The 16,491-nt window shown below is 74.8% G+C and carries 10 protein-coding genes and 1 tRNA gene; 2 read left to right on the forward strand and 9 right to left on the reverse strand.

Annotated features, from left to right (window positions below):
- The first annotated feature begins 11 nt into the window (after positions 1-11).
- Both AOM05_RS09290 and AOM05_RS09295 read left to right on the forward strand, forming a co-directional pair.
- Positions 12-641 carry a 5-formyltetrahydrofolate cyclo-ligase gene (locus tag AOM05_RS09290; RefSeq protein ID WP_062521552.1) on the forward strand — a complete coding sequence of 210 codons (630 nt, stop codon included), beginning with the start codon at positions 12-14 and terminating at the stop codon, positions 639-641.
- A 10-nt stretch (positions 642-651) separates the two neighbouring features.
- Positions 652-855: an FmdB family zinc ribbon protein gene (locus AOM05_RS09295; RefSeq protein WP_082097414.1), complete on the forward strand. Its 204-nt coding sequence runs from the start codon at positions 652-654 to the stop codon at positions 853-855.
- Positions 856-872: 17 nt separating this feature from the next.
- Here AOM05_RS09295 and AOM05_RS09300 read toward each other — a convergent pair whose 3' ends face one another.
- From AOM05_RS09300 to AOM05_RS09340, 9 genes are all read right to left on the reverse strand, one after another.
- A complete protein-coding gene (locus AOM05_RS09300) occupies positions 873-5,027 on the reverse strand; it encodes a PDDEXK-like endonuclease domain-containing protein (RefSeq protein ID WP_062521554.1) in 4,155 nt (1,384 codons plus the stop codon).
- A 222-nt stretch (positions 5,028-5,249) separates the two neighbouring features.
- Complete coding sequence (locus AOM05_RS09305; protein WP_062521556.1) at positions 5,250-6,587, reverse strand: MFS transporter; 1,338 nt, start codon at positions 6,585-6,587, stop codon at positions 5,250-5,252.
- A gap of 203 nt (positions 6,588-6,790) precedes the next feature.
- A complete protein-coding gene (locus AOM05_RS09310) occupies positions 6,791-8,086 on the reverse strand; it encodes an MFS transporter (protein WP_062521557.1) in 1,296 nt (431 codons plus the stop codon).
- A gap of 164 nt (positions 8,087-8,250) precedes the next feature.
- The gene (locus AOM05_RS09315) at positions 8,251-10,173 is read right to left on the reverse strand and encodes an oxidoreductase (protein ID WP_228373249.1); all 1,923 of its coding nucleotides are present in this window, start codon (positions 10,171-10,173) and stop codon (positions 8,251-8,253) included.
- Between the two features lie 205 nt (positions 10,174-10,378).
- Positions 10,379-11,644, reverse strand: coding sequence for an ROK family protein (locus tag AOM05_RS09320; protein WP_062521560.1), 1,266 nt, complete (start codon positions 11,642-11,644; stop codon positions 10,379-10,381).
- A 37-nt stretch (positions 11,645-11,681) separates the two neighbouring features.
- Positions 11,682-12,890: a lycopene cyclase family protein gene (locus tag AOM05_RS09325; protein WP_062521562.1), complete on the reverse strand. Its 1,209-nt coding sequence runs from the start codon at positions 12,888-12,890 to the stop codon at positions 11,682-11,684.
- Entirely contained in the window at positions 12,887-15,199 is a 2,313-nt protein-coding gene (locus AOM05_RS09330; protein WP_062521565.1) for a heavy metal translocating P-type ATPase, read from the reverse strand. The genes AOM05_RS09325 and AOM05_RS09330 overlap by 4 nt, the downstream gene beginning before the upstream one ends.
- A 70-nt stretch (positions 15,200-15,269) precedes the next feature.
- Positions 15,270-15,345, reverse strand: a tRNA-Arg gene (locus tag AOM05_RS09335).
- A gap of 62 nt (positions 15,346-15,407) precedes the next feature.
- Positions 15,408-16,394 carry an aldo/keto reductase gene (locus AOM05_RS09340; RefSeq protein WP_062521567.1) on the reverse strand — a complete coding sequence of 329 codons (987 nt, stop codon included), beginning with the start codon at positions 16,392-16,394 and terminating at the stop codon, positions 15,408-15,410.
- Positions 16,395-16,491 lie beyond the last annotated feature (97 nt).

Genomic DNA, 16,491 nt, shown 5'->3' on the forward strand with positions numbered 1-16,491 from the left:
CAATGGAGCCCATGACGCCGATGTCCGACAGCTCTCTTCGCGCCCTCGAACCGGACGAGGCGAAGGCGCACCTGAGGGCGAGCATCCGACGCGAGAGGCTCCAGCGGAGCGAACGGCGGCGCCACGAGGCGGCCGCCGCCCTTCGCGACCACGTGCTCTCGCTCCCGTCGATCCAGGAGGCGCGCTGCGTCTCCGTCTACGCCTCCCGCCCGCACGAGCCCGGCACCGGCCCCCTCATCGAGGCGCTGCACCGGCGCGGCATCAAGGTGCTGGTGCCGTTGCTGGGCGACGGCCTGCAGCGCGGCTGGGGCGTCTACCGCGGCATCGAGGACCTGATCGAGCGGGCCCCCGGCCGCCCGCCGGAGCCCAGCGGCGACTTCCTGGGCTCGGCGACACTCGCGGAGGCCGACGTCATCGTGGTGCCCGCGCTCGCCGTCGACACCACCGGCACGCGCCTGGGCCAGGGCGGCGGCTGGTACGACCGCGCCCTCATGGAGGCGCGCCCCAGCTCGCCGGTGGTCGCGCTGACCTTCGCCAACGAGGTCCACGACGCCTCGCAGCACCCGCTCCCCCGCGAGCGCCACGACCTGGGCGTGGACATGGTCATCACGCCCGAGGGGGCACTCCCGCTGCCCGCGTAGAATGTGCGGCATGCCTACGTACTCCTACGCGTGCACCGCGTGCGACCACGCGTTCGATGCGGTGCAGTCCATCCACGACGCCGCCCTCACCGAGTGCCCCGAGTGCACCGCACCCGTGCGCAAGCGCTTCGGCTCCGTGGGCGTCACCTTCAAGGGCTCGGGCTTCTACCGCACCGACTCCCGCTCGGAGTCGAAGGCGTCCAGCGCCTCCTGACCCCCGCGAGCGCCCGCTCACCAGTGCGGCGGACGCTCCCGCTTGATCTCGTCGTCGCGGCTGGAGCCGTGCGAACCGCCCCAGCCCTCGTCCAGGTCCTCGCTCGCCCGCGTCGGGATGAGCGGGCGGCCTGAGCCTCGCGACGCCGGCCGGATGGGCGGCGGCGAGGGAAGGGACGATGCGTCGGCCGGGTCCTCCTCGGAGGCCTCCTCGGCCTCGGGCTCGGCGGGCTGCTCGGGCTCGGCCTCGGGGTTCTCGTCGGTCATGTCCTCATCCTCGTCCACGTCGTCATCGGCGCCGCCGTCGAGGTCGAGCTCGGCCTGCACCTGCTGAAGCGCGCGCGTCGAGACCTTGTCGGCGAGGATCTGCTCCGCGAGCATGACGGAGATGCCGAGCGTGACGTCGGGCGCCTCCTCGAACTCGGGCGCCGGCTCGGGCTCCGGTTCCGCGGGCTCCTCGGCGCGCAGCGCCGGTATCGCGCCGGTGACCTCGCCGACCGCGTCGAGGTCGAACACCTCCTCGGCGGGCACGCGGATCTCCGAGGTCTCCACACCCAGGTCGAGCGTGGGCTGCTCCCACACCAGCGGGGCCTTGTCCCGCTCGACGGCGTCGACGATCGCCGCGACGGCGGTCTCGGGATCCATGAACACGTCGAGCGTCCACAGCGACACGACCGTCCAGCCGAGCGCCTCGAGGCCCGCGTACTGGTGGCGCATGCGGTCGCGCACGCTCGCGCTGCCGCCCCGGGCGGCCTCGTCGGTGACCACCGCGACGCGGTAGCCGCGGTCGTGGCGTCCGCCCACCACCAGGGGGATCGCGTCCGCGCCGGTGCCGTAGCGGACGTGCACGGCGTAGCCCTCGGCACGCAGGCGGGAGGCGATGTCCGCGAGCAGCCAGTCGCCCGGCGCGGGCTCGGCGCGCTCGGCGGGCACGGGATCGCCGTCTGCGGCGAGCACCAGCTCGCGCAGCCCGTCGACGCCGTCGAGCTCCGCGCCCTCGGCGATCGCGGCCAGATCCTCGGCCCCGAGCGCGGTCACGAGGGTGAGGGTCTCGTGACTCGCGACCACCGCCTGGGCGAGCGCCTGCGCGCCCCACTCCTCGGACAGCGCGCCCAGGCGGGCCGGCAGGTTGCCCTCGGCGTCGCGCGCGAAGCCGGGGGTGAGGATCACCTGGTCGACGTCGAGGCCGGCGGCGTTGCCGAGCGTCACCACCTCGACGGACTCCGCGAGGCGCGCGCCGCGCTCCTCGAGCGTGTCGCGCAGGCGCGCGGCATGCAGCTCGTTGCCGGCGACCAGCGCCAGCGAGCGGCGCGGCATCGAGTGGACCAGGCGGTCGGCGTGGTCGATCACGGCGGCGACCTCGGCGTGCGTGGACTCGACGGCGTCGGCGCCCACGGCGGGAGAGCCGGTCGCCTCGAGGACCGTCACCTCGAGCGCGTGCGGCACCCCCGCGGACGGGAGCGAGCCGAGCGAGCGGCCGTACGCCAGCGTGCCGAGCACGCCGGTGACGCGGGGGTCGCGCGGCTGCGGAAGCGCGTGCAGCGGCATGTGCGGCAGCAGGCGCGCGAACACGGACACGGCACTGCGGGTCGCGGACGCGGCGTCGCCGACCACCACCACCTGGCGTGCCCGGGCGAGCGTGGGCACGGTCTCCGCGAGCGCGAGCGACTCGGCGCCGAACACCACCGCCACGTCGACGCAGCGCGCGGGCGGCGCAAGGCGCGAGACCTGCTCGGCGGTCGCGAGCGTGATGGGGCGCAGCGCCGTCACCAGGGGGGCGTAGTCGCGCCACAGCTCGCGGTACGGCGCGTCCGCGCCCTCGACCAGCGTGGCGAACAGGTCGCGAGCGAAATCGGGGTGGCGGGCGATCGCGATGCGGCGTCGCTCGGCGACCGCACGCATGAGCGGCCCGACGCGGGCCTCGGAGAACTCGCGGTCGCGCACCAGGAACTGCTCGACCACGCGGCCCATGGCGCCCTCGTCGGTGAGGCGCGGGTCCGCGGACACGATCGCGTCGAACGCGGACGCCCACCACGCGAACTCGAGGTCGCGGCGCACCTGCTCCTGCGACGCGTCCCGCTCGCGCAGCTCGTCGAGCAGCGGCCCCAGCCCCGCGGCCTCGAGGTCGCGCTCCACGGGGAGCGCCTCCTCGTGGTCGAGTGTGCCGGGCACACCCTCGGCGAGCCGCTCGAGCACGTCGCGGACGTGCTCCCACGGCTGGTCCAGCAGCTCGTCCTCGCCGGTGACCTGAGCGATGGGCGCCTCGAGGCGGCCCCACAGGCGGATGACGTTCTCGACGCGGTCCGCGTAGAGGTCGAAGTCGTCGGGCACCAGCGGCCAGCCGCCGGCGGAGCAGTGCGCGCGCCACCGCAGCGCCTGCGCGTGCGCGGCCACCAGGTTCTCGTGGAGCTCGTCCTTGGTGCGGCCGGGACGCAGCAGCTCGACCGCGCGGCGGCGCAGGGCGCGGCGGTCACGGCGGGCGAGCGTGCCCGCCTGAGGGGTCCCGGGGGGCGCGGTCGCGGCCACCAGGTCGTGCAGCGAGCGGTGGAACACCGCCGGGGAGAAGATCTCGAGGGTCGCGCGCAGGTCGGTGAACAGGGTCACCTGATCCGCCCACGCGACCATGGTCGGGGCCTCGTCCATGCCGGTCTCGTGCGCCGCGATCTGCGCCTCGGCCCGCATCTTGGGTAGGTGCCGCACCACCAGGGTCGCGAGCGCCTCGTCCAGGCGCGCGCCCTCCTCGGCGTCCGAGGTCACGGTGGACCACCAGGGCACCAGCGTGACGGCGACGGGCTCGGGCTCGGGCTGGGGCTGCTCGTCCGCGTCCGCCTCGGGCCGCAGCCGCTCGACCATCGCGTGCGCGACGGACGCGAAGCCGTGCTCGGACACCAGGGAGGCGGCCTCCGCGCCCAGCCGCAGCTGGGTCTGGGGAGCCGGCCGCGTCGAGATGAGGCGGACCACCGCCTGCACCGCGTCGTAGGCGCTCACGTCCCAGGGACGATGCGCCCGGTGGAGGGCGTCGAAGCGCACCTCGAGCTCGTGGCGGGCGGTGAGCAGGGACTCGCCGGCCTGACGCAGCGAGTCGTCGTCGACGTCCTCGACGCCCATGGTCATGGAGGTGAGGAGGCGGCGGCGGGCGGTCTCGTTCCACGAGCCCTGAGCGCCGGAGACGTACGCGTCGGACACCCCCACGCGGTCGAGCCGCTTCGCGACGGCGCGGACCGCGTGCTCGGTGCCGCCCACCGCCATGACGGCGCGGCCGGACGCGGCGGCGTCGGCCAAGATCGCCGCGACCGTCCCCACGGGGTCGGAGCCGGGAGGCGCCTGGAGGAACACCGACCGGCCGGTGGCGATGAGATCGAGCGCCGCGAACTGGGCGTCGTCGAGGTCGCCCACGCCGCGCTCCGCGAACGGGTCGCGGTCGCCCACGGGGAACGCGGGCAGGGGCTGCGCGAGCAGCGCCTGCGCATCGGAGTCGCCCGCGGTGGCGGCGAGCATGTCGGACGCGCCGATCACGGCGTCCATGTCGTCGAGGTCGTCGAGCAAGCGCTGCTCCGGGTCGTCAAACGCGCCCACGAACAGGCGGTCGACCACCTCGACGCCCGGGAACGCGTCGCCCAGCGAGCGCACGTGCTCCCACAGCGGCCGCGGGTCGAACTCGACGCCCGAACCGGCGTGCGGCGCGACGGCCGCGAGACCCTCGACCACACCGCGGTCGCGGGCCTCGGTCTGGAACACGGGGTTGACGGCCACCTGGTCGAGCATGGTGAGCAGCACGTCGCCCTGACGCGCGGGCTCGAAGTGCACGGGGCGCATCACCAGCGGCATCTCGCGGCGGCGGCCGTCCTCCTGCCACGCGACGGTGCCGATCACCATGGCGGCGGTCCACACGCCGGTCGCGGCCTTGACGCGGTCGGCGCTCTCGCGGATGAGGCGCACGCGGTGCAGCGCCTGCGCGTACTGCTCGGGGTCGCGGATGAGGTTGCCCAACGAGGTGGCGCGGCCGGCGAACAGCGGGGCGAGCCCGCCGGGGTGCGAGCCACGCAGGTCCACCGTGGTGGTCTCGCTCAGCGACAGGTCCCGCAGCGGCGACACGGTCGCCAGCTCCTGGAGCTGCTCCCTCCACTCGCGCAAGGCGTCCGCGACGAGCGCGCGCCCGATGTAGTCGACCACCGTCCTACGGTAACGGTTCGGTCACGGGCCCCCGAGACACCACGCCGCCCGTCCAGGGGCCCCCGGCCCCCGCATCGTCCCCCTGCGCGAACGGCGCCGGACAAAGAGACAGTGCGCGCCGACTTGTGCAGCCGACACGCACTGTTGGCAGGATTGTGGGACCACCGTGGCCCCCGCGTCAAACCGGCTCGCAGAACGCGTGTGAACGGACGACATCCGGTGTCAGCGGTAGCGCCTGAGGACGTCGCGCAGGGGCGGGACCAGCACGCCGGCGGCGGCCATGTCGGCGCGAGCGAGGCGCCGGTTCCGCAGCACCCCCGCGATCCCGATGGCCCACGGGATGAGGAGGGTGGCGAAGGCGATCCGATACTCGTCGAGGGTGTAGGCCGTCGCGCCCTCCGGGGACACCGCCTGCAGGGTGACGCCCACCAGCACGATCCCGAGGATGGTCGACACGAAGCCGCCCACGTTGACGAACCCGGTCGCGGTGCCCATCGCCTCCTCGGGGCCGAACGTGCGCGCGTAGTCGAGCGCGACGAGCGACACCGGGCCGCCCGCGCCGATCACCGCCATGAGGATCCCCAGCTCCCACACCGGGCGCGGGGTGTCGGGCACCAGGATCGCGACCCAGGCGACCGCCGTCGCGACCGCGGAGCCGAGCACCAGCCAGCTGCGCCGCAGCGGATGGCGCGCGGTGAACGCGCCCGCGAGCGGTCCGGCGGCCATCTTGGTGAGCGTGATGACCATGAGCAGCGCGCTCGCCTCGGCGAGCGTGAGCCCCTGCGTGGTGACGAAGAACGGGACGCCCCACAGCAGCGCCACCGTGTTCGCCGAGCACAGCGACAGGAAGTGGGTCCAGAAGCCCAGGCGCGTGCCCGCCGGGCGGGCGGCCAGGCGGATGGAGGCGCGGAGGGACGATGCACGGGCCGGGTTCGCGGCGGCCGTGGCGGTTCCCGGCGGGCCGGGCGGGGTGCGGATCCCCCGGGCCGCGAGCGCGGCGGTCGCGAGCGTCGCGGCGGCGAGGACGCCGAAGGTGGCGCTCCAACCGAGGTCGCGCAGCAGCCACGCGACCGGGATGGACGTCGCGAGCTGGCCCGCCTGGCCCACCAGCCCGGTGACCTGCACCAGGACCGGCACGCGGCGCGCGGGGAACCACAGCGGGATCAGCCGGCACGCGGAGATGAAGATGGGCGCGTCGCCGGCGCCGATGAGCACGCGCGCGAGGATCGCGACCGGGAGGCTGGTGGTGACGCCGAGCAGCACCGTGCCGACCGTCATGAGCAGCGCGCCGCCGATCATGAGCCGGCGCGCGCCCCACCGGTCGAGCAGGGCTCCCGCGGGCAGCTGGAGGGCGGCGTAGGTCGCGACCTGGGCGATCGCGAGGATCGACAGCCAGCCCGCCTGGATGCCGAACCGGTCCAGCGCGTCCACGCCGGCGACGCCCAGCGCGGTCCGGTTGACGATCGCCACGAAGTACAGCGCCATCCCCGACACGAGCATGAGCCACGCGCCGCGCGGGGCTCGCGCGGGGGCGCGGGCGGGGCTCGGCTGCGCGGTCACGGTCCTCCCAGGGTCGGTTCACGGTACGTGGCGGCGGGGGCGGGCGCGGCGGACCTCGGACCCAGGCCCCCCGCGCGTGCACCCCTCCACACAGAAAAGGCGTTCCTCCACCGGATTCACGGATGTGAACGGGCACATGACCGGATCTGCGCTTCCAGCGGCGCTGGCGTGTGGAGGGGTGCTCGGGGCGAGAGGGTTGCGGGTCAGCGCTTGCGGCGCAGGGCCTCGCGCAGCGGCGGCACCACCACGCCGCCCTCGGCGAGCACGGTGCGCGTGCGCCGCCGTGACGCGATCACGCCGGCCACGCCCACGGCCCACGGGATCACCAGGACGCCGAAGGCGAGGCGGTACTCGTCGAGCGTGTACGTGGTCGCGCCGGGCGGCGACGTCAGCTGGAGCACCAGCCCGACCACCAGGACGGACAGGATGGTCGCGCCGAAGCCGCCGACGTTGACGAACCCGCTCGCGGTGCCCATCCGGTGCCGCTCCGAGAACGTGCGCGCGAAGTCGAAGCCCACCGCGGACGCGGGTCCGCCCAGGCCCACCGCGAGCGCGAACAGCACCAGCTGCCACATGGGCCGCGGCGTGTCGAAGGACAGCAACGTGGCGAACGCGACGAACGTCAGCATGGCGGACCCCAGCACCAGCCAGGACCGCCGCAGCGGGTGCCGCCCGGTCAGCCAGCCGATCACCGGGCCGCCCGCCATCGCGGACAGCGTGAGGCATGTGAGCAGGAGGCTCGCCTGCGCGGGGGTCTTCTCCTGCGCGGTGACGAAGAAGGGCACGCCCCACAGCAGCGCGAGCGTGTTCACCGGGAACAGCGTGACGAAGTGCGCCCAGAACCCCAGCCGTGCGCCCGCCGTGGTCGCGGTGCCGCGCACCGCGCTCCACATGCCCTCGGGCGCGACCACCGCGCCCTCGGCGGGCGGGTTGCGCAGCCCCAGCCCGGCGGCGATGCCCACCGCGACGCTCATGGCGGCGATCACGGCGAACGTGGTCGACCAGCCGGCGGCGTGCAGCAGCGCGGCCACCGGGATGGCCGTCGCGAGCTGGCCCGCCTGCCCGATCAGGCCGGTGACCTGCACCAGCATGGGCGCGCGCCGCGGAGGGAACCACAGCGAGATCAGGCGCGTCGCGCCGATGAAGATGGGCGCGTCGCCCGCGCCGATGAGCACGCGCGCGACGATCGCGAGCCCGATCTCGTGCGTGAACGCGAGCATGGTCTGCCCCGCCGCCATCACGATCAGCCCGGCGGTCATCACCACCCGCGCGCCGTAGCGGTCGAGCAGCCGCCCGGCCGGGATCTGCAGCAGCGCGTACGCCGCGACCTGCGCGACCGACAGCACCGCGAGCCCGGTCGCCTGGACCGCGAACCGGTCGAGCGCCTCCACGCCGGCGACGCCCAGCGCCGTCCGGTTGACGATCGCCACGAAGTACGCGACCACCGCCGCGCCGTAGACCATCCAGGCGGCGCGCGGCGCGCGCTCGCTGTCGCTCATCTCTCCTCCGGGGGCTCGGGTCGAGGCCCTCCGTCGGCCGGTCCTGCCGGACCTCGCCTGGCCAGTATCCACCCGCCGGCGGCGGCCCCAGGACACGGGACGATGCGCGGGCCGGGTGACCCGCGCATCGTCCCCCCTCCCCGGTCCCCCCAGGATCCGGTGGCCTACAGCGCGAAGGCGGCGGCGAAGCCGGCGTTGATCGCGTCGCCCACCTTGGCGGGCTTGACGCAGTCGCCGATCGCGACCGCGCCGCGCGCGGTGAGCGACTCTACGAGCGCCGCGCCGGGGCGCACGCCGAACGCGCTCACCACGGTCTCCGCGGCGATGTGCACGGGGCCGTCGGGGCCGTCCACGGCGACCCCCGCAGCGTCCACCGACACCACCTTGTGGCCCGTCAGCAGCGTCACGCCGGCCTGCGCGAGGTCGCGCAGCAGGGTGATGCGGTTGATCATGAGCAGGTCGGGCGCGATGCCGTCGGCCATCTCGATCACGGTGACGTCATGGCCGTCCTGGGCGGCCTCGAGCGCGAAGTCCGCGCCGGACAGGCCGCCGCCGCACACCACGATCCGGTGGCCGAGCGTCGCGCCCAGGTGGGCGTCCACGACCTCGACGACGTTCGGGCCGTCGAGGCCCAGGATGGGCGGGACCACGGGGTCCGCGCCGATGGCGGCGATCACCACGTCGGCGGCGTCGAGCTCGGGCGAGTCCGCGGTGATCTCGGCGCCGAGGTGGACGGTGACGGGGAGGTCCGCGAGCTGGCGCTCCCACCAGAAGATCATGGAGCGCAGCTCCTTCTTGAACTCCGGGGTCGCGGCGGGCCACAGGACGCCGCCGAGCTGCTCGCCCCTCTCGTAGACGTCGACCGTGTGACCGCGCAGGGCCGCGACGCGTGCGGCCTCGAGGCCGGCCGGTCCGGCGCCGACGATCGCGACGCGCTTGGGGGTCGCCGCCGGGGTGAGGACGCGCTCGCGCTCGAACCCGACGGTCGGGTTGACGGCGCAGCCGAGCGGCTGGCCCACGAAGGCGTTGCCCACGCACAGCTGGTTACAGCGGATGCAGGGGCGGATGTCCGCGCGGCGGCCCTCGGCGAGCTTGAGCGCCCACTCGGGGTCCGCGATGAGGGCGCGGCCGATCCCGGCGAAGTCCATCTCGCCGGTGGCGATGGCCTCCTCGGCTCGCTCGGGCGTGAGGTTGCCGCAGCCGAGCACGGGGATGTCGAGCGCGTCCTTGAACATCTTGACGGAGCCCATCATGCAGTTGTCGCCCAGGTAGTAGGGCGGGAACACGTAGTCCATGGCCTCGTAGGAGCCCTCGTCGATCATGAGGAGGTCCAGGCCGGCGGCCTCGAGGACCTTCGCGATCTCGAGCGACTCCGCAGGGGTGCGGCCGCCCTCGAAGCGGTGGTCGACGGACAGGCGGAAGCTCACCGGCAGGCCGGGCGCGCCCTCCTTGACCGCGGCGATGATCTCCGCGGCGAAGCGGCAGCGGTTCTCGACGGAGCCGCCGTAGGAGTCGGTGCGGCGGTTCCACACGGGCGACATGAACTGGTCGATGAGGTAGCCGGTGTGGCCGTGGATGTCGATCGCGTCGATGCCGGCCTCCGCGCAGCGGGCGGCGGCCTCGCGGAAGCGCTGCACGATCACCCGGATCTCGTGTGTGTCGAGGGCGCGGCAGCGCACGTTCGGGTCGAGCCAGTGGGTGTTGTCGGAGGCGGAGATGGGCAGGCGCTCGGGGTCGATGGTGTTGATGTTGCGGCCCAGCCCGGCGGTGAGCTGGACGGACACGGCGCCGCCGCGCGCGTGGAACGCCTCGGCGAGCTTCTTGAGACCGGGCGTGGCGGCGTCGGTGTCGACGCGGCCCAGGCCGGCGTTGATGACCTCGTAGTCGTCGGTGACGGCGTTGATGCCGGTGCAGACCAGGCCGGCGCCGGCGGAGCGCTCCGCGTAGTACGCGATCTCGCGGTCGGTGAGGTGGCCGTCGTGGTCGCCCATCTCGGTCCCCATCGGGACCATGATGACGCGGTTGCGCAGCGCGAGGCTGCCGAGCCGAACGGGCTCGAGGACGTGGGGGAAGGCGGTGGCAGGCACTGGGACTCCTGGGGGTTCGCGGTCGTCGATGACGCTATTGAACATATGCCCAATAAAAGTCCCGCCGGAGGGACCAAGGTCACCGGCGCATCGTCCCCGCAGGTTCGCTGCGCACGGTCGGCGCACCGACGCGCCGCGTGTGGCGGGACGATGCGCGGGTCGCCCCGGCGCGCCGCCGCCCGGACCGTGCGCAGCGAAGGGAGCGTCAGGCGGGCTCGGACACCGCGGCCTCACGGCGCAGCACCGGCACCAGGGTCGGGTCGTCGAACATCGCGGTGAGGCCGTGGCGCGCGGCGCCCACCAGGCCCGCGCGCCGTCCCAGGCGGCCGGACTCGATCGCGAGCGGCGCGAGGCGCTCCGTGCGCGGGGCGAGCTGCAGCTGCAGGCCCGGCTCGAGCCAGCGGCGCATGCCTGCGAGGTAGCCGCCCAGCACCAGGGCGGTGGGGTTCACCACGTCGTAGACGGAGCGCATCGCGGCGCCCAGGATGTCGCCCGCGCGGATCGCGACGTCGACCGCGCGCTTCTCGCCGCGGTCCAGGCGGGCGCGGAACTCGTCGAGCGCGGCCTGAGGCCCGGCCATCTGCGCGAGGTCCGTGAGGCGCGCGGAGGTGAGCAGCGCGTCGGGGCCGATGTACGCCGCGAGGCAGCCGTTCGCCCCGCACACGCACGCGCGGCCGCGCCAGTCCACGGTCACGTGGCCCAGCTCGCCGCCGTACCCGCGACCGCCGGTGAGGATGCGCCCGTCGGCGACCACCCCGCCGCCGATCCCGGACCCGACGCTGCCCTCGATGTACAGCATCACCGGGGGGCGCGGGACGGGCAGCGCGGCATGCTCGGCGAGCGCGGCGGCGTTCGAGTCGTTGATGACGTCCACCGCGAGGTCGCGACGCACCCCGGCGGTGTGGATGAGGTTGACCAGCTCGAGGTGGCCCCAGCCGAACTCGGCGGTGTCCGCGATGCGGTTGTCGCTGCCGACCGGGCCGGGCATGGTGACCACGCATGCGAGCAGCACGGCGCCGTGCTCGGCGGCGCGCGCCTCCGCGCGCTTGACCAGGTCCGCGATCGCGTGCGCGATGTCGCCGGGCTGGCCCCACGCGAGGGTGACGCCGCGCGACGACGAGTCGAGCAGCAGCCCCGCGCTCGAGTGCAGCTCCGCGGTGACGCGGGTGCGCGCGACGCGCACCGCGAGCGCGACGCAGCGGTCGGGGACGGCCTCGACCAGGATGCGCGGGCGGCCGCGACGTCGGGCCTCCCCGACGCCGCCGCGGACGTCGCGCACCAGCCCGCGGTCGTGCAGGTCGGCGACCAGGTTGGTGACGGACGCGGCGACCATGCCCGTGTTGTGCTCGATCTCCTTGCGGCTGAGGCTGCCGTGGTCGCGCAGCATCCGCATCACGATGCCGAGGTTGTGCGAGCGCAGGGAGGACGGGTCCGCCGCGGCGTCGCGGCCGGCCCCGATCATGGCTCCCATGGGGAGCAGGGTACGCGCCGCCCCGGCCGGTCCCCGTTCACCATCGCGCGACGGGCGCGAACCATGACCGTGCGCGCGACCGCGCGAACTCCGGCAGCGACGCGATGATGCGCGCCTGGTCGCCCGCGGAGGCCTGCTCGTCGAGGAACGCGAGCACCCGGGCCGGCGGGTGGCGGGTGAGGAGCCCGGCGAGGATGTCCGCGGCCCCGCGCGGGTCGTCGCGGATCACGCGCAGCAGCGCCGCGTCGAGCGCACGGGCCCCGCGGCGGTGCGGCGCCGCCCTTCCGGGGTCCGCACCGCGCGCCAGCGCCGCGGCGATCGCGGCGGCGTGCCGGTCCATCCGCGCGATCCCGTAGCCGGTGCTCGCCTTCACCATCCCGGCGCGGGCGCCGATCGGGATCACCCCGCCCGCCGGGTGCGCGGGCGGCTGGGTGAGCAGAGGGATGAGGCCGTGCTCGCGGTGGACGATGCGGTGGTCACCCACCCGCAGCACCTCGCGCAGGTAGGAGGTGAGCTGGTGGGCGTGCGGCTGGGTGGGGCGCAGCAGGGTCTCGTCGGCTTCGCGCTCCTTCTCGACGGGGTCGGGCTCGGCGCCGGGCACCACGAACCGCACCCGCTCCACCAGCGCGCTGCGGGCGGAGGTGGGGAGCACGTACATGAACGCGAGCCCGTCCTCCTGGTCGGTCCGGAGGTCCATGAAGGTCACGGCGTCGGGGTCGAACACGTCCTCATCGCAGTCGACGCCCACGCCCAGGAAGTCGAGGTGCGGGCCCTCGGCCAGGTGGGTGCGGGCGGCGCCCGGTCCCACGCTGTCGAAGACCCACCGGGCGCGCACCACCCGGCCCGCGCCCGACGGGCCCTCGAGCGTGACGGCGACCCCCGCATCGTCCCTGGTGAGGGAGCGGGCGGTGGCGGTCTCGCGGGTCCACCCGCGCCTTTCCATGGCGTCGAACGCGAGGCCGCCGAGCGCCTCGCCGGTGATGGCGCGGTAGGCGTAGGGCGCGAGGTCGAGCCGGCGTTGCCAGCCGGGACCGGCGACGTTCGCGTGCGCGAGGGTGGTGGTCGCGGCGGCGTCGAGCGGGCCTCCGCCGGTGCTCCACCAGGCCCAGCAGCGGTCGGCGAGCGCGTGGGCGCCGTCGTCGACCATCAGCAGAGTGCCGCGCCAGCGCGAGCCGGCGAGCCGCGCGGCGAGGGTGAGCCCCGCCGCTCCCCCGCCGAGGATGACGGCGTCGAAGGTGTCGGTCATGGTCGACCTCCCATCCCGGCCGGTACCAGGCCGAGCGCGTCCTCGTCCTCCTGAGCGTTGTGCAGGCGCAGGACCGCGTACAGGCCGTAGAGCAGGCGGCGGAGCTCGACCACGTCCTCGGGACCCGCGGCGTCCGCGCCCTCCCCGACCGCGTCGAGGAGGCGCCGCAGGCGGACCACCTGGTGCTCGATCTCGGCGTGCGTGCGGGTGAGGGCGGCGACCGCGTCGTGGCTGCCGAGCGCGCGGGCGACCAGCGGCACGAGGGTCTCCTGATCGGCGCGCTCGTGCGGGACCAGCTGCGTCTCGAGCGCCGTGAGCAGGTCGCGCGCCGGGTCCAGGTCGGGCGCGGCGGCGGACAGCCCGTCGGCGACGGCCGCCACGCGCTCCACCAGCGGGGCGAGGCCATCGTGCTGTTCGCGCAGGCTCTCGAGGGCGTCGAGATCGGCGGGGCTCAGGGCGGGCGCGCGCGTGCGGCCGGGCAGGACGGCGCGCAGCGCGATCGCGATCGCGAGCAGGTCGATGACCTCCTGCAGCGCCGCGCCGAGCGTGGGCGGGAGGTAGCCGAGCGCCGCCGCCGCCATCGCGACCAGGGACAGCCCCATGCCGACGGCGACGGCCTGGAGCGCGATGGCGCGCGACCGGCGCGCGACGCGCATGGCGTCCGCGAGCGCCTCGACGCGGTCGACGGTGAGGACCACGTCCGCGGCCTCGGACGATGCGGTGGCGCCGCGGGCGGCCAGCGCCACGCCCACGTCCGCGGCGGCGAGCGCGGGGGCGTCGTTGATGCCGTCGCCCACCATCACCGTGGTGCCGTGCTCGCGGGCGAGCGCGAGCGCCGCGAGCTTGTCCTCGGGCGTGCATTCCGCCAGCACCTCGTCGACGCCGACCACCCGGCCGACCATCTGGGCGACGTCAGCACGGTCCCCCGTTGCGAGGACAATGCGCCGGACGCCTGCCGCTCGCAGCGCCCGGACCATGCGGGGGGCGTCGGGACGGATCGGGTCGTGGAGCAGCAGCGCGGCGGCGACCGTGCCGTCGACCTCGACGAGGACGCTCATCGAGCCGTCGAGGTCCGCGCGGCGGCGCACCTGGCGCGCCCACCGGTCGGGCTCGGGGCCGGTGATCCAGCTGGGACGGCCCACGCGGACGGTGCGGCCGTCGACCATACCGGCGACGCCCTGGCCGTGGACCTCCTCCGCGGATCCCGGCATCGCGAGCGTGAGCCCGCGGGCGAGCGCCGCCTCCACGATGGGCCCGGCGAGCACGTGCGCGGACAGCTGGTCGAGGCTCGCGGCGAGCCGCAGCGCCTGGTCCGCGTCCCCGTCGCCCGCCGCGATGACGTCCGTGACGGCCGGGCGTCCGCGGGTGAGCGTCCCGGTCTTGTCGACCACCATGACACGGCCGACCGCGAGCCGCTCGAGCGCTGCCCCGCCCTTGACGATCACGCCGAGCCGGGCCGCGCGGGACAGCCCCGACACGATCGCGATGGGCGCGGCAAGCAGCAGCGGGCACGGCGTCGCGACCACGAGCACCGCGACCGCGCGGGTCGCGTCGCCGGAGACCCACCACGCCGCGGCGGCGAGCGCGAGCGTGAGCGGCACGAAGAGGATGGCCCACCGGTCCGCGGCGCGCACGAACGGCGCCGAGGTCGCCTGCGCCTCCTCGACCAGCCGCACCAGCGCGGCGTAGGTCGAGGTCGCAGCCGTGGTGGTGGTGACGATCTCGACGGGCGGGCCGGCGTTGACCACGCCCGAGCGCACGTCCTCGCCGCCGGCGCGCTCGACCGGGACGGATTCGCCGGTGAGGGCGGACTCGTCGAATGTCGCGGCCGCCGTGAGCCGCCCGTCCACCGGGACCACCTCGCCAGGGCGCACCAGCAGGTGCTCCCCGACCCCGACATCGTCCACCGGCACCTCTTCTATGCCGGCGGGCGTGAGGCGGCGGGCGGTTCGGGGCGCACGCTCCGTGAGGAGGCTGAGCTCGCGCCGGGCGCGTGCGTCCGCGCGGGCCTCGAGCACCTGGCCGGTGGCGAGCATGAGGGTGATGATCGCGCCGGCGAGCGGCTCCCCGATCGCGAGGGCGCCCGCGAGCGCGAGCACGGCGATGACGTCGACCGTGGGGCGCCGGTGGCGGGCGGCGTCGATGGTCGCGGACAGCGCGAAGGCGAGGCCGAGGACGGTGCCGGCGACCCACAGCACGGTCGCGGCGTCGGGGGCGGAGATCCACCAGGCGACGGCGCCCCCGCCCAGCAGGACACCCGAGGTGACCAGCACGATCATCTCGAGATGGCGCCGGACCGTCCCGACCATATGTCCACGTTATGCCCGCCCGCCGACATCGGGGCGGGACGATGGTCGGGCGCGGAGCCGGCAAGCTCGCTGGTGCGCCTGGACAGATTCGAACTGTCGACACCCGCTTTAGGAGAGCGGTGCTCTATCCCCTGAGCTACAGGCGCCTGCACCGGGGTACCGCATAAGGGTACCGGTGCACGCGACGCGACCCGCGCATCGTCACGGCTCAGAACACTCCGTGCACGTGCTCCCGGCAGTACTTCTCGTAGATGGCCTCGAGGGCGTCCATCACCTCGGGCGACAGCTCGGGGAACTCCGCGGCCGCCGCGTTCGACCGCGCCTGCGACACCTTGGAGGCGCCGGGGATCATGGTCGCGACCCCCACCTGGGCGAGCCAGCCCAGCGCCATCTGCGCGGTGGTCCAGCCGGACGGCGTGAGCGCCGCGACCTCGCGCGCCGCGGCCACGCCCACCTCGAACGGGATGCCCGAGAACGTCTCGCCGATGTTCATCTTTGAGCCGTCCCTGTTCCACGTCCGGTGGTCCTCGGGCGCGAAGGTGGTGTGCTCGTCGTACTTGCCGGACAGCAGCCCCGACGCGAGCGGCAGGCGCGCGATGATCCCGACGCCACGCTCGGCGGCCAGCGGCAGCACGCGCTCGAGCGGCTTGCGGCGGAAGATGTTCACGATGATCTGGATGGTCGCCAGGTCCGGCTGCTCCAGCGCCGCGAGGGCCTCGTCGACCAGCTCCACCGAGACGCCCCAGCGCGCGATCCGTCCTTCGGCGACCAGCGTGCGGAGGTCGTCGTAGACCCGACCGTCCGAGAACACCGGCGTGGGCGGGCAGTGCAGCTGCACCAGGTCGAGCGTCTCGACGCCCAGGTTCTCGCGCGAGCGGTCCGTCCACCGGCGGAAGTTGTCGAGGGTGTACTCCTCAGGAGTGTGCGGGTTCGCGCGGCGGCCCATCTTGGTGAACACCACGAACTCCTCGCGGTCCTCACGCCCGGCCAGGAACCGCCCGATCGCCTTCTCCGAGCGACCGTCGCCGTACACATCCGCGGTGTCGAACAGCCGCGTGCCGGCGTCGGCGGCGGCGTTGAGCACCTCCTGCGCGGCCTCGTCGCCCACGGTGGCCCAGTCGCCACCCAGCTGCCAGGTCCCCAGACCCACCAGCGAGATCTCACGTCCCAGGTTCGGCACCATCGCAGTCCTCATGGGTTCCACCGTAGCGTCGCCCGGGCGCGCGGGAGGACGGGCGGGGGACGATGCGGCGGCCGGGTCCTCCTGGCCGCGCGCCCCGGGCGTCGGCGCG

This window comes from Demequina silvatica (assembly GCF_000971215.1).
In the GTDB taxonomy this organism is placed as follows: domain Bacteria; phylum Actinomycetota; class Actinomycetes; order Actinomycetales; family Demequinaceae; genus Demequina; species Demequina silvatica.